The organism is Salicola sp. Rm-C-2C1-2 (assembly GCF_040196175.1).
In the GTDB taxonomy this organism is placed as follows: domain Bacteria; phylum Pseudomonadota; class Gammaproteobacteria; order Pseudomonadales; family Oleiphilaceae; genus Halospina.
Window position 1 is genome coordinate 24,348 of the sequence record NZ_JBEFNF010000007.1, and the last position, 26,904, is coordinate 51,251.

26 protein-coding genes, 2 tRNA genes and 1 pseudogene are annotated in these 26,904 nt (G+C 58.0%); 14 read left to right on the forward strand and 15 right to left on the reverse strand.

Going from position 1 to position 26,904, the window contains the following annotated elements; translation table 11 throughout:
* Nucleotides 1-34: 34 nt before the first annotated feature.
* From panB to pgi, 3 genes are read left to right on the forward strand one after another with little or no spacing between them, the layout of a single operon-like run.
* Nucleotides 35-829 carry a 3-methyl-2-oxobutanoate hydroxymethyltransferase gene (gene panB / locus AAF659_RS11850; RefSeq protein WP_349751968.1) on the forward strand — a complete coding sequence of 265 codons (795 nt, stop codon included), beginning with the start codon at nt 35-37 and terminating at the stop codon, nt 827-829.
* Entirely contained in the window at nt 826-1,683 is an 858-nt protein-coding gene (gene panC, locus AAF659_RS11855) for a pantoate--beta-alanine ligase (RefSeq protein ID WP_349751969.1), read from the forward strand. The genes panB and panC overlap by 4 nt, the downstream gene beginning before the upstream one ends.
* Before the next feature lie 21 nt (nt 1,684-1,704).
* Entirely contained in the window at nt 1,705-3,384 is a 1,680-nt protein-coding gene (gene pgi / locus AAF659_RS11860; protein WP_349751970.1) for a glucose-6-phosphate isomerase, read from the forward strand.
* On the opposite strand, the gene folK is transcribed toward pgi, so the two are convergent.
* A complete protein-coding gene (folK, locus tag AAF659_RS11865) occupies nt 3,370-3,882 on the reverse strand; it encodes a 2-amino-4-hydroxy-6-hydroxymethyldihydropteridine diphosphokinase (protein ID WP_349751971.1) in 513 nt (170 codons plus the stop codon). The two genes, pgi and folK, sit on opposite strands and share 15 nt — an antisense overlap.
* The gene (gene folB / locus AAF659_RS11870; RefSeq protein WP_349751972.1) at nt 3,879-4,235 is read right to left on the reverse strand and encodes a dihydroneopterin aldolase; all 357 of its coding nucleotides are present in this window, start codon (nt 4,233-4,235) and stop codon (nt 3,879-3,881) included. Before folB ends, folK begins: the two co-directional genes overlap by 4 nt.
* Before the next feature lie 60 nt (nt 4,236-4,295).
* Here folB and plsY point away from each other — a divergent pair, with 60 nt between their 5' ends.
* Complete coding sequence (gene plsY, locus AAF659_RS11875; protein ID WP_349751973.1) at nt 4,296-4,877, forward strand: glycerol-3-phosphate 1-O-acyltransferase PlsY; 582 nt, start codon at nt 4,296-4,298, stop codon at nt 4,875-4,877.
* 2 nt (nt 4,878-4,879) lie between these two features.
* Here plsY and tsaD read toward each other — a convergent pair whose 3' ends face one another.
* Entirely contained in the window at nt 4,880-5,941 is a 1,062-nt protein-coding gene (gene tsaD / locus AAF659_RS11880; RefSeq protein ID WP_349751974.1) for a tRNA (adenosine(37)-N6)-threonylcarbamoyltransferase complex transferase subunit TsaD, read from the reverse strand.
* 194 nt (nt 5,942-6,135) lie between these two features.
* Between tsaD and rpsU the strand changes: the two genes are divergently transcribed.
* From rpsU to AAF659_RS11900, 4 genes and pseudogenes are all read left to right on the forward strand, one after another.
* On the forward strand, nt 6,136-6,351 hold the full coding sequence (rpsU, locus tag AAF659_RS11885) for a 30S ribosomal protein S21 (protein WP_077529332.1): 216 nt from the start codon (nt 6,136-6,138) through the stop codon (nt 6,349-6,351).
* Nucleotides 6,352-6,402: 51 nt separating this feature from the next.
* Nucleotides 6,403-8,145: a DNA primase gene (dnaG, locus tag AAF659_RS11890; RefSeq protein WP_349751975.1), complete on the forward strand. Its 1,743-nt coding sequence runs from the start codon at nt 6,403-6,405 to the stop codon at nt 8,143-8,145.
* A 153-nt stretch (nt 8,146-8,298) separates the two neighbouring features.
* Nucleotides 8,299-10,164 (forward strand): annotated as a pseudogene (gene rpoD / locus AAF659_RS11895) (RNA polymerase sigma factor RpoD); the annotation flags it as partial.
* A 60-nt stretch (nt 10,165-10,224) separates the two neighbouring features.
* A tRNA-Ile gene (locus AAF659_RS11900) sits at nt 10,225-10,301 on the forward strand.
* Nucleotides 10,302-10,650: 349 nt separating this feature from the next.
* On the opposite strand, the gene AAF659_RS11905 is transcribed toward AAF659_RS11900, so the two are convergent.
* The 12 genes from AAF659_RS11905 to AAF659_RS11960 all read right to left on the reverse strand — a co-directional run bounded on the left by AAF659_RS11905 (nt 10,651) and on the right by AAF659_RS11960 (nt 20,042).
* Nucleotides 10,651-10,821 carry a hypothetical protein gene (locus AAF659_RS11905; RefSeq protein ID WP_349751976.1) on the reverse strand — a complete coding sequence of 57 codons (171 nt, stop codon included), beginning with the start codon at nt 10,819-10,821 and terminating at the stop codon, nt 10,651-10,653.
* 236 nt (nt 10,822-11,057) lie between these two features.
* Nucleotides 11,058-11,327, reverse strand: coding sequence for a hypothetical protein (locus tag AAF659_RS11910; protein ID WP_349751977.1), 270 nt, complete (start codon nt 11,325-11,327; stop codon nt 11,058-11,060).
* 142 nt (nt 11,328-11,469) lie between these two features.
* Nucleotides 11,470-12,162, reverse strand: a complete 693-nt coding sequence (locus AAF659_RS11915) for a hypothetical protein (RefSeq protein WP_349751978.1) — start codon at nt 12,160-12,162, stop codon at nt 11,470-11,472.
* A complete protein-coding gene (locus tag AAF659_RS11920) occupies nt 12,159-12,506 on the reverse strand; it encodes a hypothetical protein (RefSeq protein WP_349751979.1) in 348 nt (115 codons plus the stop codon). The genes AAF659_RS11915 and AAF659_RS11920 overlap by 4 nt, the downstream gene beginning before the upstream one ends.
* Before the next feature lie 33 nt (nt 12,507-12,539).
* On the reverse strand, nt 12,540-13,916 hold the full coding sequence (locus AAF659_RS11925) for a terminase large subunit domain-containing protein (protein WP_349751980.1): 1,377 nt from the start codon (nt 13,914-13,916) through the stop codon (nt 12,540-12,542).
* Complete coding sequence (locus AAF659_RS11930; RefSeq protein WP_349751981.1) at nt 13,913-14,119, reverse strand: hypothetical protein; 207 nt, start codon at nt 14,117-14,119, stop codon at nt 13,913-13,915. Before AAF659_RS11930 ends, AAF659_RS11925 begins: the two co-directional genes overlap by 4 nt.
* Nucleotides 14,116-14,475: a hypothetical protein gene (locus AAF659_RS11935; RefSeq protein WP_349751982.1), complete on the reverse strand. Its 360-nt coding sequence runs from the start codon at nt 14,473-14,475 to the stop codon at nt 14,116-14,118. Before AAF659_RS11935 ends, AAF659_RS11930 begins: the two co-directional genes overlap by 4 nt.
* A gap of 567 nt (nt 14,476-15,042) precedes the next feature.
* Nucleotides 15,043-17,547, reverse strand: a complete 2,505-nt coding sequence (locus tag AAF659_RS11940; RefSeq protein ID WP_349751983.1) for a hypothetical protein — start codon at nt 17,545-17,547, stop codon at nt 15,043-15,045.
* Between the two features lie 4 nt (nt 17,548-17,551).
* Nucleotides 17,552-18,007, reverse strand: coding sequence for a hypothetical protein (locus tag AAF659_RS11945; protein WP_349751984.1), 456 nt, complete (start codon nt 18,005-18,007; stop codon nt 17,552-17,554).
* Entirely contained in the window at nt 18,004-18,306 is a 303-nt protein-coding gene (locus AAF659_RS11950) for a helix-turn-helix transcriptional regulator (RefSeq protein ID WP_349751985.1), read from the reverse strand. The genes AAF659_RS11945 and AAF659_RS11950 overlap by 4 nt, the downstream gene beginning before the upstream one ends.
* A 66-nt stretch (nt 18,307-18,372) precedes the next feature.
* Nucleotides 18,373-18,783 (reverse strand): hypothetical protein, encoded by a 411-nt coding sequence (locus AAF659_RS11955; protein ID WP_349751986.1) that lies wholly within the window; start codon nt 18,781-18,783, stop codon nt 18,373-18,375.
* Nucleotides 18,780-20,042 (reverse strand): tyrosine-type recombinase/integrase, encoded by a 1,263-nt coding sequence (locus AAF659_RS11960; protein WP_349751987.1) that lies wholly within the window; start codon nt 20,040-20,042, stop codon nt 18,780-18,782. The genes AAF659_RS11955 and AAF659_RS11960 overlap by 4 nt, the downstream gene beginning before the upstream one ends.
* A 107-nt stretch (nt 20,043-20,149) precedes the next feature.
* Between AAF659_RS11960 and AAF659_RS11965 the strand changes: the two genes are divergently transcribed.
* The 6 genes from AAF659_RS11965 to AAF659_RS11990 all read left to right on the forward strand — a co-directional run bounded on the left by AAF659_RS11965 (nt 20,150) and on the right by AAF659_RS11990 (nt 26,852).
* Nucleotides 20,150-20,241: transfer RNA gene (locus AAF659_RS11965), tRNA-OTHER, on the forward strand.
* Between the two features lie 180 nt (nt 20,242-20,421).
* Nucleotides 20,422-21,624, forward strand: coding sequence for a tyrosine-type recombinase/integrase (locus tag AAF659_RS11970; protein ID WP_349751988.1), 1,203 nt, complete (start codon nt 20,422-20,424; stop codon nt 21,622-21,624).
* Nucleotides 21,625-22,214: 590 nt separating this feature from the next.
* A complete protein-coding gene (locus AAF659_RS11975; protein WP_349751990.1) occupies nt 22,215-24,113 on the forward strand; it encodes an AICE-type RepA C-terminal domain-containing protein in 1,899 nt (632 codons plus the stop codon).
* Nucleotides 24,114-24,612: 499 nt separating this feature from the next.
* The gene (locus AAF659_RS11980; RefSeq protein ID WP_349751991.1) at nt 24,613-24,834 is read left to right on the forward strand and encodes a helix-turn-helix transcriptional regulator; all 222 of its coding nucleotides are present in this window, start codon (nt 24,613-24,615) and stop codon (nt 24,832-24,834) included.
* A 165-nt stretch (nt 24,835-24,999) separates the two neighbouring features.
* Entirely contained in the window at nt 25,000-25,776 is a 777-nt protein-coding gene (locus AAF659_RS11985) for a protein rep (protein WP_349751993.1), read from the forward strand.
* Nucleotides 25,777-25,949: 173 nt separating this feature from the next.
* On the forward strand, nt 25,950-26,852 hold the full coding sequence (locus AAF659_RS11990; protein ID WP_349751994.1) for a protein rep: 903 nt from the start codon (nt 25,950-25,952) through the stop codon (nt 26,850-26,852).
* Nucleotides 26,853-26,904 lie beyond the last annotated feature (52 nt).

The following is a 26,904-nucleotide window of genomic DNA, read 5'->3' on the forward strand; positions in this document are numbered from 1 at the left end:
TTGGCAGAGTCCATAATGGAATCGGGAGCCGCTCATGAGCACCACCATCCAGTCGCTGCGCGAACACCGCGAGCACGGACGCAAGTTCAGCTGCCTGACGGCCTACGACGCCACCTTCGCAGGCCTTCTCAGCGACTGTGGGATTGACGTTCAGCTGGTGGGCGACTCCCTGGGCATGGTCCTTCAGGGTCGTGAGAGCACGGTGCCGGTCAGCATGGAGGACATAGTCTACCACACCGAGTGCGTTGCCCGGGCCAAGCCCGAGTCGCTGGTCATGACCGACCTGCCCTTCATGAGCTACGCCACCACCGAACAGTGCCTGCACAATGCCGCCCGACTGATGCAGGCCGGTTCCCAGATGGTGAAGATCGAAGGCACGGACTGGGTAGCGGAGTGCGTACACCAGCTGACCCAACGTGGTATCCCCGTCTGCGCCCACCTGGGCCTCACTCCCCAGTTCATCAATAAGCTGGGCGGTTACCGGGTTCAGGGTAAGGGCGAGGAAGCATCTGAGCGCATGATTGCCCAAGCGCAGCGGCTGGTTGAGGCCGGAGCGGACATAGTGCTGCTTGAGTGTGTCACCTCATCCCTTGGGACCCGCATCACCCGCGAGGTGGGCGTGCCAGTGATCGGCATCGGCGCCGGGCCGGATACTGACGGCCAGGTTCTCGTGCTGCAGGACATCCTCGGTATCAGCCGTGGTCACAAGCCGCGGTTCGTCAAGGATTTCCTGCAGGAAGGTGGCTCAGTGGAAGGCGCCGTGCGCGCCTACGATCAGGCCGTTAAAAACGGCAAATTCCCCGAAAGCAGGCACAGTTTCAGCGGATGAAGACCGTCCATACCGTTTCCGAGCTCAGATCCGAACTCCAGTCACAGCGGGAGGCCGGCGCACGCATCGCACTGGTCCCCACCATGGGTAATCTCCATGCCGGCCACCTCGCACTGGTGGAAGAGGCGCGTCAGAAGGCGGATTTCGTCGTCACCAGCATCTTCGTGAACCCGCTCCAGTTTGGCCCCAATGAAGACCTGGACAGTTACCCACGAACTCTTGCAGACGACCAGCAAAAGCTTGATTCCCGAGGTAATGACCTGGTGTTCGCACCCAGTGTGCGCGAAGTCTATCCCCATGGTATGGAGTACCACACCCACATAACCGTACCCGCCATCACAGAGCTGCACTGCGGCGCCAGCCGGCCCGGACACTTTACCGGTGTCGCCACCGTGGTGACTCTGCTTTTCAACATGACGCATCCGGATGTGGCCATTTTCGGGGAAAAAGATTTCCAGCAGTTGGCGGTCATCCGCAAGCTGACGCAGGACCTCCACCTGCCCGTGGAGATCCAAAGCGCCCCTACCTACCGCGAATCCGACGGGTTGGCCATGAGCTCGCGCAACAACTACCTGAGCGCCAGCGACCGTGAGCGGGCCGTGCGCCTCTACCAGATGTTGTGCTGGGCACGCCAAGTGATTCTCGAGGGGCGCAGGGATTACAGCACGATTTCCGACGAGGCCACCCGGACCCTCGACAACGAGGGCTTTCACCCGGACTACCTCAACATCGTCAACAGCGAGACCCTGGAGCCGGCAGCGCTCAAAGATCCCCATATCACAATTCTCGCCGCTGCCTGGCTGGGACAGACGCGGCTGATCGATAACGTCAGCCTGATTCTGGACGACAACTGAACCGCTCAGGGAGATGAGCCAGTGACAATTCCATCTCTGCCACCGCTTACCGAAACCTCCGAGTGGGCCGCGCTGGTGAATCACCGACCGCAGCTGGAGGAGCTGCCACTGCGGGAACTCTTCCAGCGCGACCCCCAGCGCTACCCCCGCATGACGCTCACGGCTGCTGGCCTCACCCTGGACTATTCGCGCAACCGCGTTACCGACCAGACGCTGGAGCTGCTCACGGCGCTGGCTCGGGCACGCGGGCTGCCAGAGCGGGTAGAGGCTCTTTTCAGAGGGGAACGGCTCAATACCACCGAAAACCGGCCAGCTCTTCATACCGCCCTACGCCAGAGCAGCGATGCGCCTGTTCATGTTGAGGGCGAGGACATCATACCGGCGGTCAGCGCTACACTCACGCGGATGGAAAGCTTCAGCAACGCCGTGCGCGGCGGTGAGTGGCGGGGCGTCAGCGGGGAAGCCATCACAGATGTGGTCAGCATCGGCATTGGCGGATCCTACCTGGGCCCACTGACAGCCACGCACGCGCTAGCGCCCTTTCAGTCAGACCGCCCACGCTGCCACTATGTGGCCAATGTGGACGGTGAGGACATCCAGGCCACACTGAAAGACCTGAATCCCGCAACCACCCTTTTCCTGATCCAGTCCAAATCCTTCACGACCCAGGAAACGCTCGCCAATGCCCGGGTAGCACGCCAATGGTTCCTCGATGGCGGTGGCAGTGAAGCCACGATCCAGCATCATTTCGCGGCCGTGACCGCCAATGCAGAGCGTGCGCGTGATTTCGGTATCGCGGGGAACAGCATCTTTCCCATGTGGGATTGGGTGGGGGGGCGCTACTCGCTGTGGTCGGCCATTGGTCTGCCGGTGGCCCTGGCCGTGGGCATGCCGCGCTTCCGTGAACTGTTGGCCGGCGCCCACGCCATGGACCAGCACTTCCGGCAGGCGCCGCCTGAGCACAACATGCCCATGATCATGGGACTTCTGGGCGTGTGGTACCTGAACGGCTTCGGCGCCGAATCCCACGCGGTGATTCCCTATGACCACAACCTGCGCCACCTGCCTGAGCACCTCCAGCAACTGGATATGGAAAGCAATGGCAAAAGCGTCTGCCAGGACGGCAGCCCGGTGCGCCCTCATACCGGCCCGATCATCTGGGGTGGCCCTGGCGTTAATGGCCAGCATGCCTACCACCAGCTGCTGCATCAGGGCACACGGCTGGTGCCGGTGGATTTTGTGTTACCGCTGACCAACCATAACCCGGTCGACGGCCATCACGCCATGCTCACAGCCAACTGCCTGGCCCAGGCTCGGGCTCTGATGATTGGGCGCAGTGAACAGCAAGTGCGTGAGGCGATGATCGCCCAGGGTACGCCGGAGGCAGAAGCCCGGCGGATAGCGCCGCACCGGGCCATCCCCGGTAATCGCCCCAGCAACCTGCTCACCATGGAAAGGCTCGAGCCAGCCACACTGGGGGCGCTGATCGCGCTGTACGAACACCGCACCTTTGTTCAGGCAGCCCTATGGGATATCAATCCCTTTGATCAATGGGGCGTTGAGCTCGGCAAGGAAATCGGCGGCCAGATTCTGCAAGCGCTTAATGGCGATCAGGGATCCGACAGCGCGCTCGACAGCGCCACCGCTGGCCAGATTGCCCGTTTTCGTGCAGTGCAGGGCGAGGCTTCAGCCTCGGGGTGAGATCCGCTGCCCCTGCCATTCGAATTCAATGGGCCATAAGCGCTGATCACGCTCATAGGCCTGCCACAGATCCGCGTAGCGCTGGCCATTGACCGGGTGGCGCTCGTCCGGCGCAATCTCAGCCAGGGGCTGGAGCACAAACGCATTGCTAAGGATCTCGGAGCGGGGCAGCTCAACACCGCCGATGGTGCCCACAGCATCCCCATAGGTGAGCACATCCAGATCCAGTGTTCTTGAACTGAAGCGCGGCAAATTGCGCTCTCGACCGTTGTCGTCCTCAACCTGCTTGAGCCATTCCGCCAGCTGCCCTACGGGCACATCAGTGCTCAGGCCCACAACCAGATTCAGGAAGTTCTCCCCTTCAAAACCAACCGCTTCGCTTTCGTACACTGAGGAGACAACCAGCTCGCTAAACTGAGCTGAAAGGGCGTCCATCGCAGCCCGAACGTTTGCCTTGGTGTTCTGGTTGGAGCCAATACTGATGTAGACCCGACTCATTCACTCTCTCCCCGTTCCACCACCACGCCCACAGCCTCGGCCCCGCTGACGGCGCCCGGCTTGCGCAGCACTATCCTACGGTGGCTGACACCGAAATCATCGGCAAGCATCGCTGCCACCCGCTCTGCCGCTGTCTCCAGAAGACGGAAGCGTCCTTCTTTGAGGCATGCGGCGACCGCCTCAGACACCGTCGCGTAATCCAGTGCCAGCGTCAGATCTTCTCCGGCAGCCGGCGCGCGATTATCCCAGCGCAGCTCCAGATCCACAAGCAGGCGCTGATCCACCACCCGCTCCCAGTCAAGGACACCAATGACAGCCTCAACGGCCAGCCGTTCAATGAAAACGCTATCCATTCCAACTCCCGATCTGATCCATTATCCTGACATTTCATTGGTTCCGGTTCAGGGCATTCAATGGAACTGCTAGTCGCACTGCTGCTCTGCGCGCTGGGTTACCTGGGCGGCTCGGTCCTGTTCGCGCCGCTGGTCTGCCAGCTTCTCAATGCACCGCCACCGCACCTCTATGGCTCGCGCAACCCCGGTGCCACCAATGTTTACCGGATTGCAGGCCCCGGCCCGGCCGCGCTCACGCTCCTGGGGGATGCCCTCAAAGGCTGGGCACCGGTGACCCTGGCGCAATACCTGGATGCCAGCCCCGCCTCTCAGACGGTGGTTGCCCTGGCTGCGATTGCCGGGCACATGCTGCCGGCGTTTTCCCGGTTCCGCGGCGGCAAGGGCGTTGCCACCACCTTTGGAACTGGCTTGGCGTTGGCCGCGGGTACTATTGTTGTCATGGCACTTATCTGGCTGCTTGTTTTCCAGCGCTGGCGCACAGCCTCACTCGCATCGGTCATCACCGCCGCCAGCGGGCCACTCATCGCTGCCTGGCTCAACCCTGCCCATACTGGGCTTTTCCTGATCATTACACTGGTTCTTCTCGTCCGCCACAGAGACAATCTTATCCGACTGACCCAGGGAAGCGAGCACCGTCTCTGAGATCATCCCGTCTGGCGCAGCCCTTCATGACGGACTTCGTCCAGCCCCGGAAGCTCGACCAGTGGCCAGCGCGGCACAGCCAGCATCTCGGTACCATCACATTGCCCGGCAACCAGCCGTTGGTGGCCGGCGTAAGCAATCATGGCGCCGTTGTCCGTGCAAAAGTCCAGACGAGGAAAGAAAAGCGCCGCGTTGTGGCTGGTCTGCAACGCGGCAAGCCGCTCACGCAGCGCCCAATTGGCACCAACACCACCTGCCACCACCAGCCGCCGCACCCCGGTCTGCTCCATCGCCCGACGGCATTTGATGGCCAGGGTGTCCACTACGGCCTGCTCAAACGCTAACGCCACATCCGCCCTCAGGGTCTCATCAGGGCCATCAGGGCCGGCTTCATCACGCAGAGTATTGCGAGTATATGTCTTAAGACCGCTGAAACTGAAGTTAAGGCCAGGCTTGGTCGTCATAGGCCGCGGGAAACGCCAGCGCCCCGGCGTTCCGGAAACTGCCATCTTAGCCACAGCCGGCCCCCCAGGGTAGCCCAGCCCCAGCATTCGCGCGGCCTTATCAAACGCCTCGCCAGCCGCGTCATCCACGGACTCCCCCAACAATTCATAGCGGCCCAGTGCTTCAACCTTTACCAGCTGGGTGTGCCCGCCAGAAACCAGAAGGGCAATGAACGGGAACGCCGGTGCCCGCTCCTCCAGCATAGGGGCCAGCAGATGCCCCTCCATGTGATGAACCCCGAGTACCGGCACCCCCAGACCGCGTGCCAGGCCATGAGCAAAAGTGCTGCCCACCAGCAGGGCTCCGATCAGGCCCGGGCCTGCTGTATAGGCAATGGCGTCAATGTCCTCCCGGCCACACTTGGCCTCTGCAAGAACACGCTCACACAGCGGCAGCAACCGGCGGATGTGATCGCGGGAGGCCAGCTCCGGCACCACGCCGCCATAGGCTGCATGCGCCGCTACCTGACTGTGCAGGGCGTGAGCCAGGAGACCGTTATTGCTGTCGTAAAGGGCAATACCAGTTTCGTCGCAGGAGGTTTCGATACCGAGTACGCGCATGATCACCGCTTCCTGAAAGGATGTTTACAGTGTACCAGAGCTGGCAGCTGACCTCCCGCCTGCAACCACCCTGCACCGCAAAGGCCTGCACTCCCTTTACAGGGCGGGGTCGAATGCGTAGACTTGCTGATCCTGAAAAGGCAGTGCCTTTAGAGCATCAATCTGACAACGGATTTTAAGGTAGGTGATTTCGCATGCCCGCTGTGAAAGTGAGAGATAACGAACCGTTTGACGTGGCCCTGCGCCGCTTCAAGCGCTCCTGTGAAAAAGCGGGGGTTCTTTCGGAAGTGCGTCGTCGTGAGCACTATGAGAAACCCACCGAGGTGCGCAAGCGCAAACGAGCTGCGGCGGTGAAGCGTCATCTCAAAAAGCTGCAGCGTGAACAGAAGCGTTTCGAGCGCTATTACTGATCGCCTGGACGCCCGCCCCGAGCGGGCGTCCCTGCTTTGGGGACCGGAATAATGGCCGGCATGATCCCCCAGACCTTCATCGAGACCCTGCGCGACCGGATTGATCTGGCTGAAATCATTGGTCAGCGTATCCCTCTGAAAAAATCCGGCGGCAACTACAAGGCCTGCTGCCCCTTTCACGACGAACGCACGCCCTCGTTCAACGTACGCCCCGACAAAGGCTTCTACCACTGCTTCGGTTGCGGCGCTCACGGCGACGCCATCGCATTCCTGCAGGAATACGAAAACCAGAGCTTCACTGAAGCGGTCGAGGCACTGGCAGCCCACCTCGGCCTGGACGTTCCCTATGACCAGGCCACACGGGAAACCATGAAGCGCAGCCAGAGCCTGACAGGTGCCCTGGAGGAAGCTACCCGCTTCTACCGGGACTCACTCCGCAATCACCCCTGGAGCAGCCTGGCGCGCGATTACCTGGTCAGTCGCGGTGTCAGCGACGATATGGTCGAGCGTTTCGCCCTGGGCTTCGCACCGCCGGAAGGCGATGCCCTGGCGAAGCGGGTCACTGGTGAGACCCGGAGCGCGCTGCTGACCGTCAAGGCTCTTACCGAGCGTAACGGTCAGGTACGGGACCTGTTCCGCAACAGGCTGATGTTCCCTATCCGCAACACGCGGGGGCGCACGATCGCCTTCGGCGGACGCACCCTGGGCGACGACAAGGCCAAGTACATCAATTCGCCGGAATCCGAGGTCTACCATAAGAGCCGCGAGATCTACGGACTCTATGAAGCCCGCCAGGCCAGCCGCCAACTGGAATCGCTGCTAGTGGTTGAGGGTTACATGGATGTCATCGCTCTGGCCCAGATGGGCATCAACAACGCGGTAGCCGCCTCCGGAACTGCAACCAACGAAGAGAGCCTCCAAACCCTGCTGCGGGCTTCACATCATCTGATCTTCTGCTTTGACGGTGACACCGCTGGCTATCGAGCTGCAGACCGGGCCATGGAGAACCTTCTGAACATGCTGGAAGACGGCATGCACATCCAGTTCCTGATGCTGCCGGAAGGCGAGGATCCGGATTCGCTGGTGCGCACCGAAGGCGGAGAGACATTCGGCCGACGCATGGAGACAGCCACACCTCTGTCGCGCATGTTGTTTGAGCGTCAGGGCGAAGGTCTGGATCTCAGCCTGGCCGAACACCGGGGCGAGCTTCGCAGCCGTATTGAGCCCATGCTGCGGCGAATGCCACGCTCCGCCATCAGGGATGCGCTCTGGGAAGAACTCCAGCGCCTGACCCGCCGTTCACCCGGTGGTCGAGGGGCAGGTCACGGCAATAATGCCAGTCACCCCCAGCAGGCCCATCCACTACAAAGCGGTCAGCCGGCAATGGCCCTGGACAGGGATACCCTCCTGGCGCTGGCTCTGTACTATGAGCCACCACTGGCCCAGGAGGTACAGGCTGTACCGGAAGCAGCCAGCCACTACCCTTCAGCACACGCCTTCGCGCAATGGATTCAGGAACACGGAATCGAAAACCGAAGTGCCTTACTGGAGGAAATGGCATTTTCTGCAACGGGGCGGGAGCGCTTCGCCGGGCTATTCAACCGGATCGAACACTTTCCCGAGCACGACCTTCTGCTCGCGGATGCGCGCCAGATGCTGGGGCGTGCACGCTCACGCCAGCAAGCCCGGCAAGCCAGCGAGATACTGGCCGGACGCAAACCCAGCGAGCTCACTGACGAGGAACGCCAGGAGCTTCAACGCCTGCGCGCGGACCGATTAAGAGACACTCACTGAAACACGCATTGAAATCCGCCAGTATCGCCCCCAACTTAGGCGATCAGCTGGTGGCCAAAGTAATAGCCAATAACGGAATCCACTGACTGGCAGAATGGATGAGTCGGCGCTATAATGCTCGATTAATCCTGCCCCAGACAACACCGAGCCCAAAGGGTGACTATGTCAGCCAACTCCCAGAAATCGCGACTCAAGGATCTCATTGCTCGTGGCAAAGAGCAGGGATACCTGACTTACGCCGAAGTCAATGACCACCTGCCGGAGGATATCGCTGATCCGGACCAGGTGGAAGACATCATTCAGATGATCAAAGACATGGGCATTCAGGTCACTGAAGAAGCCCCGGATGCCGACGACCTTCTGATCACCGATGGGGACTCTTCCGCGGACGATACCGCAGCCGCAGAAGCCGCTGCCGCACTGGCTGCCGTGGAGAGCGACGCCGGGCGCACCACCGACCCGGTCCGCATGTACATGCGCGAGATGGGCTCCGTTGAACTGCTCACCCGAGAAGGCGAGATCGTCATTGCGAAGCGCATCGAGGAAGGCATCCGCGATGTGATGGCAGCTGTTGCCCACTTCCCGGGCACCGTTGCGGCGGTGATCAACAACTACGACAACATCATTGAGAACGAGGGTCGCATCAGCGACCTGGTTTCCGGCTTCCTTGACCCTGAAGGCGAAGAGCCCGAATTCCCTGCCACTCCCAGTGACGAACCGGCCCCTGAAACAACCGTCGCTGCGGAAGGCGAAACCGAGGAAGTCGAAGAGGAAGATGCGGACGACAGCTCGGACAACGATGGTGGTCCGGATCCCGAGGAAACCCGCCAGCGTTTCGATATGCTGCGGGACCGCTTGAATACCGCCATGGATACGGTAACGAAGCACGGTCGCTCCAGTGACGAAGCCCAGAAGGCACTGGAAGAACTCGGCCGCGTTTTCGCGCCTTTCAAGTTGAACAACCGCCATTTCGACGAAATGGTCAACGTGGTGCGATCCACCAACGACAAGGTGCGTCAGCATGAACGCAGCGTCATGGCCATCTGCGTGCAGGAATGCGGCATGCCACGCAGGGAGTTCATCAAGCAATTCCCGGGTAACGAGACCAACCTGAACTGGGCCGAAGAGTTGGCCAGCAGCGACCGCAAGTACGCCAAAGCCATTGGCGAGCGCGCCAACGATATCGTCCGCCTGCAGAAGAAGCTTACCAACGTTCAAGAAGGCGTCGGCCTGGACGTCAGCGACATCAAGGAAATCAACCGTCGCGTCTCCATCGGCGAAGCCAAGGCACGCCGCGCCAAAAAGGAAATGGTCGAGGCCAACCTGCGGTTGGTTATCTCCATCGCCAAGAAGTACACCAACCGCGGCCTGCAGTTCCTGGACCTGATCCAGGAAGGCAACATTGGCCTGATGAAGGCGGTGGACAAGTTCGAATACCGCCGCGGCTACAAGTTCTCCACCTACGCCACCTGGTGGATCCGCCAGGCCATCACCCGCTCGATCGCGGACCAGGCCCGGACCATCCGGATCCCGGTGCATATGATCGAGACCATCAACAAGCTGAATCGGGTATCCCGGCAGATGCTGCAGGAGATGGGGCGTGAACCGACGCCGGAAGAGCTGGGTGAACGCATGGACATGCCCGAGGATAAGATCCGCAAGGTGCTCAAGATCGCCAAGGAGCCGATCTCCATGGAGACGCCCATCGGCGATGACGAGGACTCACACCTGGGTGACTTCATCGAGGATATCCTGGCTCTGTCGCCGGTGGACTCTGCTACGGCCGAAGGCCTCAGCGAAGCCACTAAAGGCGTGCTTTCGGGTCTGACCGCGCGCGAGGCCAAAGTGCTGCGCATGCGCTTCGGCATCGAGATGAACACCGACCACACCCTCGAGGAAGTCGGTAAGCAGTTCGATGTGACCCGCGAGCGCATCCGCCAGATCGAAGCCAAGGCATTGCGCAAGCTGCGTCATCCTTCCCGTTCCGATCACCTGCGCAGCTTCATCGACGAAGGTTGATCGCGGGACTGGCGGGCGCCGGCTTCCCCGGCTAGAATGGCGTCCGCCTGCTTCCTTTTCGGGCCTGTAGCTCAGTTGGTCAGAGCAGAGAACTCATAATTCTTTGGTCGCTGGTTCGAGTCCAGCCAGGCCCACCATTAAAATCAGGCACTTAGGAAAAATCTAGGGCCTCGCCTCAACCTCTTAGGCTACTCATAGGCTACAGTTGAAGCCTGTTGTAGCCTGATATTCAGTTACAAAAAAAGCCTACGTAAGCGATCTCCTACACGCCCCTGAGCAATTCACCTATACCGGCCAGTGCTCCCGCTCTGTATCGTTTACATGATCTCACCGGGTGAATGCCCCTATGCACGGATGCGATTAGCACGGATGCCGACGGGGCGCGACACCTGCCCAGTGGTGTGACTGCCAGGGAGAGACCGGCACCTTCCAGACACAAAAAACCCGCCATCACGGGCGGGTCATCACGTGCATGCAAAGATCCGGCTAAATTTCCGGCAGGTGTTCGGGTGCCACGTTGGCTGGCAGGTCGGTTTCCTCGGCTAGTAACCAGATCGGCGAGTCGTCGCTGTCTTGCTGGCCGTCGCCGTGGCGCTTACCCGGCTCACGATAAACCGGCTGACCGTTTTGCTTATCCCATGCGTAGATGCGCTCCATGACTTTCTCCTCTGCGTGCGTTGACTGTATGGCCACTGTAGCAGCGGCGCTGCCTCATATCATGCACCACCAAGGCGCGGGCCTTAGATCAATATGGAATATGTCTCTATGGTCAAGAACAGAAGTTGCATGGCACTACAAGGCACTGAAGCGAAAGGACTAACGCCAGACTCTAGCCGGTCTATGGGGTTCGCCATGCAATAACCATACTCAGAACGATTTGTCCTAAGCCCGCGTCAGCCTGTCCGTTTGAAGGTGGCACCGTGCAAGTCATCCACGGCCACGCGAGCCAGTGCCCGGTGATCCATGCCGCCCATTTCGCAGAGATAACTCAGGATGCGCTGCGGCCCGGTGAAGTCGTTGAGGGCTTCGCCGTTGTCGTTACGGGGATTCCTTACGTCCATCAGGTAGCACTCGACAGCGCCCAGCCACAACGATTGTTCTGGCGTGGTTCGGGTAGGCGTCTCGGTTGCGGTATCGGGGTCAGCATCAACGACATCAAGCATGGGCTAGAACTCCGCAATGGTGGGAAGGTGCAGCCCGCCCCGGTGAGTGTGGCGAGGCAGGCTGCTGCCTGATTGTGGATACTTAGCGGGTCAGGCGGCCCCGCCCGAGTGCAACCGCCTCCACGTTGGCGGCCAGGGGTTGTTACAGTCGTTGCTTGATGTCCGGCACCTTCGCGAACTCGCCCGGTTTGTGCGCTCGGTCCCAGCCGTTGGCCGCTCTGCGTCCGGTGAACAGCGCCTTCACGTCCTTGAGTTCCTCCTTGCTGAACGTATCCGTGGGCATCTCCGCCAGTTTCGGTGCTTTCTGACCAAGGGCCTCTGCGGCCTGGTGGGCACCACGGGCTACCTGTTCGTAAACCTCAGCGATACCGGCAATCTGTCCGGCTACCTCCACGTCACGTAGTAACTGGCGGATGCGATCAACAGACGCCTGAGCCTCGTTGGCTGAATCAACCAGCGCCTGAGCCTTCGCGGGCGCTTCGGCTAACAGGGACTCCAGCGAATGCCGTGCCTGCTCCTGTTCCTGCTGACGCTGTTCCGCCCGCTCCGATTCCCGGCGCTCCAGTTCCACACCAACGGCCTGAATCAACCGCTCGTGACGCTCTGCCACGTTGAGGTTATTGATCCGCCCACGCGGGATAGACTCTTTCCAGCGATCCGGCGCGAATCCGTTTTCGTTGGGCTCTTCCTCGTCCTGTTCCAGGATTGCGCGAATGGCCTTGTACGCATCGGCCCGCGTCTGCTTCAGGGTTTCATCATCCGCCTGCGATACGGTTGGTGCCATGTAACCCGGAAGGCCAACATCAGCGGGTTCGATCTGTTCGGCTGCGCTCATCGTTTCGCCTCCTTTTGAAGTGCACCACGAGGGACCAGAGGGCCAGCAGGTGCCCGATTGCTGCGATCAACGACGCCACCAGAGGGCGGGTTATCAATCACACCTCGCGGCGCGATACCGTCCCGGCCAGACGGTTGGCTGTGCATCTTCGGCACTGGCTCGCCCAATCGGCGGGCAATCTCCGCGTCGACGCGCTGCTGTAGCCACTCCGCTTCCGCTTTGGACTGGTCCTGTTTGGTTGGTTGTTTAGCCGGACTGGTGCCGCACTGGCAGCGCCCGCCTTCGCAGTTGTTTACCGGCTGACCGTCTCCGGCCCAGCCGCCTCTCATTGTGTAGAAACCCATTGGTTCCCCCTTACTTTGTCGTTGGTTAGTTGCTCACCACGCCCCGGCTTTGGGGCGCGTTTGCCGTACAGCCGCACCGAGTCCGGCAACGGCATTGGCGCGGTCATCATGCCCACCAGGGCCATGGTCTATTGAGTCGCGGCCACCTCTTGAGGTGCGCCGTTCCAGGTTCAGAAACTGATTGAACATCACGGTATCCGGCGGAAGCTCCACGCGCTCACTGTTGAGCACGGCTAGAAAGTCCCCGTATAGCTCAGACTTCGCACGGCCAGCGGGTTCGACGGTGATGCCGTGACGGTGGAACTCATCACGCGGCCAGTCTCCGCCGTAACGGTCGGATTGGGCTTTGCGGATGCCATACTCTTTGAGCAGATCCGCGAACTCTGCCGTAATGCTTGCGGGTTGCCCCTTGCGCCCGCGTACCAGATCCACAGCCAAGCGGTTGCCTTCAACGTGCCCAATGCTGACGCAGAACTCATCAGCGCCGCCGCCAGCGGGGTCTATGAATGCGTGATAGGTGTGGTCACTATCGCGGGGCGCCTCCAGAGGGTTGGGGCGGGTGCACGCTTCCAGAACCTCGCGAGTAACGAATGATTCAACGTCGGTGCGGAACTCGCCCCCATATTCAGCCTTTGCTGATTCGGGATCACGCTCGTATGCCTCACTGACCACGCGCTCAGGAAGGCCGGGGTTCATGTACCGGCTGGACGCCTGCGCAACCAGGATGCTGGACTCCTGGGCATAGTGTTTCCGGTAGTGCTCCCAAAGCTCGCCACGGCGGGCGTAGGGACTGGATAGGGCCACCAGCGGCCCGCCCAATGTGGCAAGGCCAGGGCGAACGGCGGCTATGATCTCGCTGTCAGGGTTGGCGCTATCCTCGGATCTCCAGAAGGCGATCTCGTCAGCGATTACCATGGCGAACGTATAACCACGCGTGGCACGGAACGAGGCGGTCGTGATCTCGATAGCTGTCCGGTTCGCCAGTTCGATCGCTTCCTTATCCTCGCGGATGATGAGCTGTTCCGTCATGGGGTTGGAGCGCAGAAGGCCGGAAACGTAACGGAACACTGTCCGGGCCTGTTTCCTGTCAGCCGCCAAAACGGCAACGGTCGCGACTTCACCCGGAGACAGCTTGTCTGTGTGATCCCTGAAAGCCGCTTCATAGACGGCCAGCAGCGCCGCGCATTGGCTCTTGCCACCACGCCTGCCCACGGCAAGCCACAGTTCATCATGCGGCTGTGTGGGCTCTGTGCGGCCTGTCAGGGACTGCCAGTGTTCCTGTTCTGCCTCGTCTAGTTCCAGGCCGTAGAAGCCAGCGAGTAGGGCACGCCACGCGCTCCACGAATCGCCGGAAAACTGGTTCCCGAATAGGGCGGAATCGGTCATGGTGTCGCGAATGGTGACGCTCATTCGTAGGTGTCCTCATCCGAACGCGACAGACCACACATAGCCTCTGAACGCTTCCGCATGGGGTGAACGAGCTGGTGGGCCTTCGCTATGTCCACGGGCCATTTAATGGGAACGTCACCACCAGACGCGGCCATTGCCTTTTTAAGCGCGTCGTCTGCGGCTTTGAGGTGGTCGTACAGCTCGCGTACGTCACGGGGGTTCATGCCTTCGCCCCCTTTCGGTTGATGTACTCACTGAGGGACGGCACTTCTTTTGCACGGCGCTCCAGCCCCAGCTTTGTGAAAATTCCCTGAAGGCTATTCATTGCCTGCGTATAGCGGCCCATATCAATCTCTTGTCCCTTCGCCAGGGCGTGTTCCTGTTGGTTCAGCCACACCTGCATAAAGAGCGCGTGGGATATCAGGGACAGTTGGGCGTACGATAACGAGGCCTCGCCTCCCAGATCATCCGCGTAACGCTGATACCGGGCGCGGATCTCATGCGCGAAGCCGTAACGCTGGTCGAGCTGCTCTATCCAGTTGGGTCTAAATTGATCCGGCGCTGTGGTTTGCTTGGGCATTGTTGGGTGCCTGTTTAGGTGCCGTTAGTAGCCTATATGTAGCCTATTATAACACCCTCACCATTAACCCTATATATAACAACACTTTGAAATCGTATACAGGGAACTAGTGATTCTGTGGTCTAGTGAGATATTGCGGATGAAGGGGTGATTCAGAGGGTACCGTGGCTGACAGGGCCTGTTTTCAGAGCGGGGGTTTCCCCTCTCATGCCTAGCACTTGTCTGATCCCTTAGCCGGGCTTTGGTTGTACGGTAATCCCTTGGGAGACAAGGGCTGAAGGCGAATCCGCAACCATCTACAACCACGGTGGTTGTACGCAAAACCCCCGCCATAGAGGGCCATAAGGCAAATATACAACCATTACACCAATTTTCTTCTTCTTCCCTTATGTAACTGAATGTAACCAAATCTCTGTTACATTCTCTCTGTCTGGATTTTGGTTGTACGGTTGTAGATTCGGGCTCAGCCCTTGGGGCGCAAGGGCTCTGCCTACAACCAGAATGGTTGTAAGTTGGTTGTACGGTTGCGGGTTTGGACACAAAAAAAAGGGGCCGGAGCCCCTTTCGTCACACCTCAGCCCGGCTAAGGTATCGTTCCCGCTTGCCGTCCTTAACCTTCTCCAGTTCCCCGGAGTCGAGCATCCGGTCTATCAGTTCCTGAAATCGGTCGCGCTTCACGTCACGCTTTTGCATTTCCTGCCAGCCCTTGGGCTTGGTGACGATGGTTTTAATGCGGCTCATGGGTTGCCCCTGGCCTTTACAGTGACGGTGTATGACCTGGCGGGCGTGCTCCATCACGTTCTCTTCCTGCGCACCTTGGGACTCAGCATACGCCTTCAGAAGAATATGCTTAATATCCTCGATGGACTGGCGAACGAGGGCGTGGGCATAGTGGACGTGTTCCAGCCGGATGGTTCCCGCATCCAGTGCCAGAATGGAGGCCACGCGCATCAGGTGTTCCGGGGCGCGGGCGTAGATGCCGCCGACTAGGTAGTGGTTGAGCTGTTCATCCTCGTCGTACCAGTCAATGCACGCATCCATGTAATCGGCGGCATCCTCGTCCACGTCGATGGTGTTTCTGTTGCGCCGGATATTGGTTAGCCCGTTCTCAATGTTGAACTCTGCGAACGTCAGCGCCTGTTCATCCACGGGGGTGCGGCGCAGTTTGGCGCGGGTTTCCGGGCAGCGCATAACCAACGTCCGCCCGAGTAGTCCGCTGGCGATATTGTCCGGCTGGATGAATTGATCCAGGTTCTGCGGTACCGAGTGCCCCATCAGACTGAAAAACGGGTTTGGTAGGCCGTTATCCAGCCAATCCAGGCGCTTGCGGTTGCGTTCTAGTGCCCGCTGGATCTTGTCGGCATCCTCGCTGCCTTCCTCCATGCCTTCCGCCTTTTTCTCCAGGTTCTTGATGTCCTGATCTATCAAGTTGCGGAGCTGACGCTTTTCCATCCCACGGAAGGTATACAGTTCCGTGGTGTTCATCTTGAGGATCTCCGCCTCCATCTTGGTTTCGTAGGTCTGCGCGTTTTTGCTCTTCATGGAGTCCAGAAACGAATGAACCTCGTCCACGATGTAGAGGCTCGACCCGTCGCCTTCCAGCAGGTTGTAGACCAGATCCTTGAAACTGCCGGAATCGCCGTGGATCAGGCCGGAGCAGTACGCATCATGGGCCAGGCTTTTGGTGGCACTCTGTGGTGCTTCTTTCCCGGCTGCTGTGGTGGCAATCGCCAGTGTCATCAGGTTCAGCTTGCTGGTGTAGACGCTCTGGCGGTGTTTGCCCACCAGTGCCATCAGGTGCAAGGCTGCGAACGGATACAGCTCCGGGCGCGGTCTACGGGCTTTCAGGGATATGTATTTGCAGATTTCACCGGCAAGGCCGGGCGGTTGCATCAGATCCACACCAGACGGGCTAGGTTGCTCTGCTGCGTCCTCTTCCGGCTCTTCGGTCAGGGCGCTAACGTCTACTGGCTCGCTATCCTGTGCGGCCATATAGGCGCGGCGGTTGTGTAGTTCAATGGTGACGCCAGGCTCTATCTCGACTTCCCGGCAAAGGGCCACGAATGATTCCGGGTCGTTCCAGTCTAGGCCGTATTGGGCCATTAGCAGGTCTATGGGGCTGTGCCAGTAACCATCATGGAACGGATCATTGTGGTGGTGGATGTAAAAGCGGTTATTCTCCGGCTCGTATACTCCGCCCGCGTTGCCGTCACGGGTACGGCCTGGGGCATAGAAACGCGTCTCGGAAACGAATACAGCGCCTTGAGCCTCCAGCATCTCGCGCACGTTGTAATGGGTGCGGATGAACTCGGAAGGCACTACGCCACCTTCAGGGACGGTCACAGCCTGCGAAAAATCGCGCTCCGGTTTCTGGCGGGCTTTGCGCTCCTGCTCTTCCCGTTCCTGGCGTTCCATTTCCTCCGCCAGTTCGTCATCCCATTGGGCAGCGTCGAATGGTTCGCCCAGCGGGTCGCCTTCAATGTGGTGGTCGTAAAAGTCGCCACGGTTGGGCAGATAGCAGAGCTGGCCCGCTCGCTCGGTCACGCGGTCGGGGGTGACGCCTTGCTCTTCCACCTTGTCATTCAGGATCTTCTGAAGGGCCAGCCATTCGCCTCCGGAAACCGCATCCGCCAGCGGTACGATCAGCCTTGCCTTCTGGCGTTGCTCGTTTGCGCTTCGGCTTGCATAGGCCATGAACGCGCCGGGAATGGCAGCGCGGGCACGCTCCACGATTATGGCGAACGTCAGCCCTTGCGGTTCGTCAAAGTCTGACCACAGTGCCCAGAACTCCCCATCCCGGTGCTGTTCCGCATGGCTGCGACTCAGTAGGGTGGATGGGATAATCCATTGCGCCTGATCCTTAGCCACGCTAAGGGGTTCGGCTGTCAGGTCCTGGATCTCTGCCAGCGTGATAGTGGTCAGGGGTTTGGGGTTCTTTTTAGCATCGGGGCTGTGATATTGCCCAAAGCCGCTGCACAGTTTCTGAACAGCAGTAGTGGTGCTATACTGTTGTTGAGCAGCCCCGCTCGTCTCGTTTGTGCCCTCGACTGCCAGCCCAGCAGCGGGGGCCATGCTCTCATTCTCCATGTTCGGCCCCCTCAAATCCTTTTGACAGTTCGCAATGCGCGTAATGCTCCACGGTGTCCCAGCGGTCGCGCAGCACGCGGATGGTTGTCTCGACGTCGATCTCAGTGAACTCGCCAGCCTTTTCAGCGTCAGTAGGGCTCAGACCTGAATCACCTACTGCATGGGCGTCGATGAAGTCATCGGCAGTCATTTCGGGATCGTGGAGCATCATCTCGCCAATGGCTCCAGCCAGTCCTACAATGCGCCGATGCCAGGGTGTGGCGGCATCTTCTGCAACGATGACGCTGCCGTTAAAGCAACTCTGATTTATTGGGTCGGAAGTGTCGGGCTCGGGATTGATGCGAATGAAGCCGTCACCGCCAAAGTATTTCAGCGCGGCAAGGTGTGCGGCTTCGTGGTAGCAGATGTTTTTGAAATCATGGCGAAGGATGGTGTCGATATTCATGCAGCACCCCCGTTATCCGTAGTAGACCGGCGGGTCTGCTCTTCCAGCCATTCGAGTACGTCCTCCGGCTTGTACCGGATGCACCGCCCGATTTTGACGAACTTGGGGCCCTCGCCTGCCCACCTTGCTCGTTCACACCAGTAGGTGGACTTGCCCAAATAAGCGGCCAGATTCTTCTGGTTCCATAGTTTCGGCATGGTGACGGTGAAGTCATTAGGGGCGGAACTGACTTCCTGCGCGTCGGGCGTGGTGTCAGGTGTTGCTGACTGGATATAGGTTTGGTTGGTTTGCTGTTGCATTGCACTGGCCTCGTTTCGTTTGAAATCAAGGCCAGTAAATCAATGGGTTATGGACGGAAAGCCGGCTTACGTTCCGGTATTCCGGGCGGGTCTGAAATATTTTTTCTCAAACGTGTCGTAGCCCAGATCCCCTAGCTCTGCCGTGGTTTCATAATTGGTGGCGATCAGCTTTTGCCCGTCGCGATACACTCCTAAATCGTACTCGTCGCCCTCGATACATAGGGGGGCGCTGCTTTCGGGGATCGCTGCCCATATCTCCTTGAATGAGTAACCGCTGAACTCATCCGCTAAAAACTCCGCGACCTGTTGAGCCCACAGCTTGCGCTTGCTCACGCTGCCGCCTTTGCGGCCCATATCGCGCAGTTTTGATGATCGTTTGTTCAATTCGTGCTCATGGTGAGCTTTCCAGTAGTTATCCGCGTACCGCTGCCTAATCTCCGCCATTACCTCATGGGCGGTTTTCTTGCTGTCACTCATGCCCCAGCCCTCAACTCGACAACCTCGCCAGACTTAACGCCGGCATGGCGGAGAATCGCATCCTCGATACGCTGCATGGGTTCGCGTAACCGCTCGGTGGTCGGAATAATGTACCCACTGGTTACGTCATCGTTGGTGATGGTGTGATTCAGCATCCGCTTCAGCGAGTAATAACCAACGTCCAGACTTTCCGCCATTGTGATGAACGTCCTGCGCAGATCCGTCTGAATAACGTGGGTTTCTAGCGCCTCGTCGATACGCTTCAGCGCGTTGCGGTTGTCTTTCGGATAGTTGCCTTCGCTATCAGAGAATACCCGCTCGTTAGCGCCTGATATTTTGTAGCGCCCTTTCAGCATCCCATAAAGCCATTCCGTGATGGGCAACTCGTGATCCTCGTGGTTTTTGGTGTCAGGGAACGTCATCGTTTTGGATTTGAAGTTGACGTTCTGCCAGCGCAGATCCTTTGCCTCATTGGGGCGTACCCCTGTCAACATGGACAGAATCAGACAATCGCGGATCTCGTCCGCATTCTTCAGCCCAATCAATCCGCCGGTGACTACCTTCCACCAGTCGGCCAGCATATTGGGTTCGATGAACGTCCGGCGCCGCTTTACCTTGTTCCACTTCTTCGCCGCTGAGAGTCGTTTCACCGGGTTGTAACTAAGGAATGGGGTTCCGTCGTCGTAGCCGTAATGCTCACTCGCGTGGTTAAGTACAGCCCGCAGAAACCGCATTGTGAGATTGGCGCGAGCGCCTGAGCCTCTGGCCTCTTTTGTCATCTCTGAATGGCGCTTTTCGACCATTGCCGGAGTGATCTCCCGGATGGGTGTGTCGAGCCAGTCCTCCAGCTTTAACATGGCCTTGCGCAGATCCTCGCGGGTGGTGTCCTTCAGGTCACGAGACTTGTATGCCTCGGCAGCATCACGCAGCGTGATCGCTTCCCGCTCTTGCTGTTTCCCTTCCTCGACTGGATCAATACCCGAATAGACTTTGCTGCGGTAGGCCCGATAAGAGTCTGCCGCCTGCTTCAGCGTGGCATCACCACCGAAAACACCCAGATTGATCCGGCGCACTTTGCTGTTGATGCGGAACTCGTAAACGAACGTCTTACGGCCACCAGGCGACACCCTGACGCCAAAGCCATTCATGTTCTGGAATCTGACGGTGTACTGATTGGCCTCCGGCTTCAGATCCTGGACAGCCTTAACCTTACAGTCGATCTGCTCTCGACTCTTACGCTGCGGCTTATCTTCGCTCATCCCCACACCCCTTTAGGCTACGCATAGGCTACTTTAGGCTTCAAAAAACGGGTAGTTTTCTGCTTATGAACAGGGGACTTTATATCACCTAAAGGCCCGTCATTCAAGGGTTTTGTGTGTAGCCTAAAACGGATTCAAAGTGTTACGGAAGGAACTCATAATTCTTTGGTCGCTGGTTCGAGTCCAGCCAGGCCCACCACCTATCCTTCCACCGAAGTCCACGAGGATCCATTTTCCTCTTTAAAGACAGGAGGTTATTACCATTTATGGACTTCCGAGGACACCCATAGATCCCCATAGACACGCGATAACTTGGGGGTATAATTGGGGGTATAATGCCAAAAACTGAAAATCTTATACCCCCAAATGGCCAAAAAACGTGACAGCACGGGCACTTAACAAGCTCAACGATACAGCGCTCAAGAAAGCAACGTTTGAGCACCTCGGCAGGACCAAAAAACTCTCTGACGGTGGCGGCATGTACCTGCATGTCCAACGTCATGGGCGTTATTGGCGGATGAAGTATCGTTTTGACGGAAAAGAACGCACGCTTGCCCTGGGCGTATATCCCGACGTGTCACTCAAACAGGCTCGAGCCAAGCGGGATGAGGCTCGCCAACTGCTGGCAGAGGGCATCGATCCACACGCTCAGCGCGCACAATTGGACCAGGAACGGGCGATCCATAATGCTAATACCTTTGAGGCCGTCGCCCAGGAATGGTTCGAGCACAAGCACAAACCCGAGGTTGAAGCCACTTACGCCCAAAAAAACTGGAATCGACTCCGGAATCATGCGTTCCCGTTGCTCGCTAAACGACCGATCGCCGAGCTTCGCACCCCCGAAGTCCTGGAAGCCCTCAGAAGAATCGAAAAGAAAGGACACAAGGACAACGCCCACCGCGTAAAGACCCTGATCGGCCAGATCTTCCGCTATGCAATTGCGACAGGTCGAGCCGAGTCCGACGTTACCCGCGACCTCAAAGGGGCTCTGGCCTCCCCGACGCCCCGACACTTGGCTGCACTGGTAACACCGGAAGAGATAATCCCGCTGCTCAAGGCGATCCCCAGCTATCGAGGACAACCAACCACTACGATTGCACTAGAGCTGTCACCGCTGCTTTTCACGCGCCCCGGCGATCTACGGAAGATGCGCTGGTCAGAAATCGACTTTGAGCGGGCACAGTGGAACATTCCCAAGACGAAAAACGGCTTCCCTCTCATCGTTCCCCTAGCACAACAGGCTATTGCGCTCCTCGAGCAACTACAGCCGCTCACCGGGCGCTTTGAATACGTCTTCACGGGCACCGGCAGGCCTAACCGACCCATGAGCGAAAACACCGTTAACGGCGCTCTCAAAGCGCTAGGATTCGAGGGGCAGATGACAGCTCACGGATTCAGGGCGATGGCTCGAACCGTATTGGTGGAACGCCTCGGTTACCCCGAGAACATTGTCGAAATGCAGCTCGGCCACAAGGTTCCTGACGTGCACGGTCGAGCCTACAACCGCGCTCAATGGATCGAAGAGCGACAGTCAATGATGCAGAAGTGGGCTGACTACTTGGATGAACTCAAGCAAGCCTAAAACGACTAGCCAGCACTTGATGCCCGGACTGGCCGGGGCTTCTCAGGCTTCGATAAGACCACTACCGGAGTCCTCATGCAAGCTCTTGGTTCCACCCCTGGTGAGTTATGGGTTGACCCCGCCTCCGATGTAATCCAATGACGTGCCACAATGTAAGCTCACGTATTCACCACATCTGGAGATTACCAGGTTGCCACCAATAATTTACTGAAATTCTCTCTTAACGATACGTTATACTGTATCTTTCTGGCTATAACAGGGTTCTTCATCGAGACATGTTCGGTGATGACCGCCTCTCCCTCTATCCGGAGGAATCGAATCATTGAACGCCACGAAAGACCAACTGGGCGCTCCGTGCTCAGGGCTTTGTGTTTGCCCCGTCTGCTGACGTCCCCTGCTGGTGACGATTAGTGAGCTTGGCGCGCTCTGCTCGCTTATGCAGTCCGCACGCCCCACACTTGGATCCGGATCGCAATGGATTAGCCTGCTCAAAAATAAACGCCACTTACTCAAAAGGGACATTTTTGGGTTGGGTCCACCTCAGAATTTGCTAAGGTGAAATTTTTTGGGACGCATAATGAGGTAGCGCTATGGCCGTACATGACAATGACGATCATACTCAGTCCGCTGATGAGGAAATGAGGCAACGTCATATTCGATGGGCCAAGCAAGTAGCGGCAGGGGAAGATATCGGACCCCAATCCTCGCAGTCTGCCCCCTCCGAGACTTCCCAACAGCCTAATCTGAACCAAACAGCAATATCTGGGCAAGAGCACGCGCCTAACCATCAAATGAACGAGCAAGTCAAAGACTGGGGTCCTTCAACTCAACTGCAATCACCGTGGCAACAGCCAACTATCCGGAACGGCAATGTGCCGATGACCGCGCAGCCCGAAAACTCGATTCCAACTTCAACTCCCCTCTCGCCACCACTTTCTGCGTCCCACCAACAACCTACCCAACAACAAGACCACTCGCAGACGACGGGCAGTGAAAGTAAATCCCCTCAAAAATACCGTCAGCGCCGTATTGATCGTGTCTCCGATTTATTAAGAAACCGCTACCAAAAAATTACCAATGAGACTAACAGTGCTTTGTTACTGGACACTCATACCGGTGAGGTGATGCATAAGGTGGTTGATGCCATCTCTGCACCATTAGCGACTCAGTATCGGATGGCTTACGATGCCGAAGTTTCCAAATCGGAGATCAAGCGGGCCTTCGATCACTTTGATCAATTATCCTTGTCGTGGCAAACCAAGGTTTTTTTTGGTCGGGCGGGTTATAATCCCCTAAGTCGGCAACGCTTTATTGATGCAGCACCTGGAAGATGCCTTAGGTTTGATAATTACACTTTATTTTACCAAGTAGATAAAGGTCTACCGCGTATTCGACCCACCCAAAGCTGCCCCCTTCGCGAGGCGCCTCATATTGGCAACTTGCACCCTGGTTTGGTAAACGCTTTATTCGACTGTACCGCATTGTGTCGGGAGTCGAATCTTCTGCTCATCGCGTGGATGATACTAAGCTGGATGCCCGACAGAAAGCAGGTCATGCTAGAGCTGCTTGGAGAGCCTTCTGCGGCTCTTGAGGACGCGCACACCCTTGTTAAGAATGTGGTCGACCCTGCCCAGGAAGCCTTTCGCAACGATTTGCCAAGCAACGTCAAACAATTTAATGACTTAGCGCTCAAGCACTACCTCCTGAGCTTTAATCAAGTCGAAACTCTCACGCCAACTCAGCAAGATCATATCTTCAGCCTGATGCGGGGTAAGCAAATCCAGTGGCAATGGAAGGACAAAAAGGTAGCTGCGGACATTACTGCCCAGTGTCCGGTGATGCTTAATAGCACCGAAAGCGTTGCGACAACGCCGAAGCTCGCCGATGCGACCTTAAGCATTGAGGTGGAAGAGGACAATCTTCAACCCGCCATGCCAGGACAAATGTCAGCCATGGAACCGGCAATCGTGGCCGGCTTGCTAATGATATTCGGACACGTCAATGCGCGATGGGAAGCGGTGGAATATGACAAAGAGTTTGATCATTGCGGTGACTTGGCCGATCTCTGCCGCGTAGGGGTATTGGTGGCAGAATGTTTGCACCAAGACACTGATGCGTTTTGGCAGCAGTTCTGGGTCAATCAGCAAGGTCGGCGCGAGTTCGAGCTAGAAGAATCACCTGTCGCATCTGCCGTGGCTCGCGCACTGGCTGATGAACCATCGGGAGTATTGGACCTCTCAGTCACCGAGTGGAAGGAACTCTTGGAAAGATATCGCCCCCAAAAGGAGGATTCTTCTGAAAAGAGGCCCTCTGAAAAAGAAGCTTCTACCGATATGTGGCCTGCCAACACAAGAGGGTTGGGATCAAGATTCAAGCAGATAAAGCCTTTGCTGCGGGATGTTGGGATCTCCTTGACTTCGAGTGGGCGCCGAGGGCCTAGGAGGCGCTGGCGGGCCGAAAAGACGACAACGCCCTTTCTGAATGAATGAGAATGAATCTTTTATGTGCATGACGTTGTGACATTAAATTTTAAAAAAATACGAAAATAAGCAGCATTACACTCTGCTTCAGTATATTTTCGTCTTCCAACATCATTATGTCATGCCCTGTCACACCTCCACTCACAGCCTTGATAGGGGGCGTACCCGGTTCCAGCGCCATCCGCTGACACGCCAACCGCTGCTCCAGCCCCCTGATCAATGCTTCGGCCTCATCACCGCTTATCGGCCGCTGCTCACCTACTGCCTTCGCCCACCCCCTGGATGATGGAAAAACCATCGCCGACCGAGTCACCCAGGCCAGGACTGAACAGCAAAGCCGAAAAGCCCACAAACCAAGCCCTGACCACCCCTAGCGAAAGGGATGCAAACCAACACAGGAGTCCGCGACAGGTTTCTATATGAGTCGCATTGCCTGGATCCTGCGTCGGATTTTCATCTGAGACAGCCCTCCCCAATCCCATGAGCGGAATAACCATAGGAGACCGTCATGAGGATCATCAGATTGCGCGAAGTCATGGAGCTCACCGGCCTGGCGCGCTCCACCATCTACAAGTACGTCGAAGCAGGCACCTTCCCGCAGCCCGTGCCACTTGGCGGACGTTCCGTTGGTTGGGTCGAACAGGAGGTAGAGGACTGGGTAATGGCACGCATCGAAGAGCGAGACGCCACCCTCAGCCCCCCAGCAACACCACTCCACTCAACCGGCTAATTCACCCCCCTTCTAACGCGTCTGCGTTCCGGAGACCCGATCAACGCCGTGTAACGACACACTGTCGCGGACCTTCCCGCGCACCCTGCCGTGGCCCTGCCACAAGCAGTTGCACCCGCATGCCCGTCACACCTGCGCCCAACGATTGCCATGGGAGTTGTCACGATGACCGTCATTCAAGAAACTCGGCTTGTATCCACGCCCCAGACCGTTAAAGCCGCCGCGCTGCAACTCGCTGAACACCTCTTCCAGGATCCCTGGACCCGAAAGGACGCTGCGCGGATCCAAAACTGCGCACTCCGCGCCACGGACACCAGCCAGGCAGGTTGCCATCACCCACACTGCCCCATCTGTCAGCACCAGAAGGCCTATGACCACGGGCACCAGATGGACTGGTTGTTTCGGGAGAAGCCTTGGCAAGGCGATAGCCAGTGGGTTGCCGTTTCCTTCTCAGTCCGTCAGTGCCAAGTGACCGAGCTCAGCGAATGCCTGGAGGCCATGAAGGTCGCTTTCCGTCGCATGACTCGTCGACGATTCTGGTCGCGTCACGTCCAGGGTGCTCTGCGTGTCTTACGGGTGGACCAGGGCTTCAGCGACACCAAGGTCGCTCACCCTCGATTCGAGTGCGTTCTGCTACTTCAGCCGGATATTTCTAAGGATCCAGCCGGCTTCCGGGAGGATCTCTGGAACAACCTGTGGCGGGATTGCTTTAGGGAGGACTTCACTGCCGAGGTGCACCCTGAAAACGTGGAACCGATCGAACAGGATGTCCGCACTCAGGTTCAGCACGCCACGATTCGGGCGTTGAGGCCACGCACCTCCCCAACTGCCCCTGGATGGTTCCTGACGGCCATGCCCCAGATGAACTCTTTCAGGTGGATGGAAAGCTTTGGGGTTCTCCGCCGCATCACAGCAGGCAGCCATGGTCCTAATGCGATCTAAGTCCCTGCTTTATATTTATTATTAGACACCTTTTCACTACTCCATAACTCCTTCGACACCCTTCCATCAGGTCATCTTTTAACCGGTTTATTCGGGCGATTTCAGAGTCGCATTACCGAATCAGACCCTTGTTTCCAGATAAATGGCCACCGACGAACCAAGAGGACCACGCAATGAATCAGTTCAACGATCACCAAGAGAACAACAGCCTGATCAGCCTTAAGAAATACAAACCAATTGCTGACGACACAGCGGGTGTTTTCTCAGCAAACCGCCGCTACCGCAAGGAGGCCACCCGTCTTCAGGAGTGTGCCAGTAACGTCCGCATCCACCTCAATCCATCCCAAGAGCCAACAAGCGCGGCCTGGTACTGCAAGCATCGCCATTGCCCGATTTGCCAGAACCGCTTTTCAGCCCGATGGAGAGTTCGTCTGCAGTGGATTCTGCGAACCATGCGCGCAGAAGGCTATAAACCGCATTGGCTGTTCCTGACACTGACAGTGCGTAATTGCCCAGTGACCGAACTGAGATCCCAAATCCAGGCAATGCATAAAGCCTTCGGTCGTTTGATCAAGCGCAACGCCTTGCGACATGTGCACGGGTCCGTCCGGTTCCTGGAAGTGGATCAGGGCCAGGACGACCCGGAGACAGCGCACCCGCACTTCCATTGCTTGTTGCTCGTGGCACCGACGATGCACGGCGGTAAGGATTACCTTTCCCAAGCGCGCTGGGCTCAACTCTGGAAAGAGTGCCTCCAGGTCCATTACACGCCGGAGGTCGATGTCCAGCGACTGAGCCCGGAAGGCCAATCTGCGGATGAGGAAGTGTTAAGACGGCTTTCCTATTCCACCAAACCTCGAGTGACTATTCCGGAGCCCGCGTGGTTTCTGGAGATGGTCGAGCAGCTGCACCACACCCAACGCGCCATCGTCACAGGCCAGCTTAAGCACTGGAGCGAGCGCTTCAAAGCGGCCAACCAATATTGGCACGTCGATGGGCTCAATGTTGATCCTGAGAGTAATCCCCATAAACGTTACCGGTGGGGTCCAGATCAAGGCTCCTACCTGGAAGTCTGAACATAAAGGGGCAGGTCAAAGGGGCGCCGGACCTAAGGTTGAGCCGACTGAG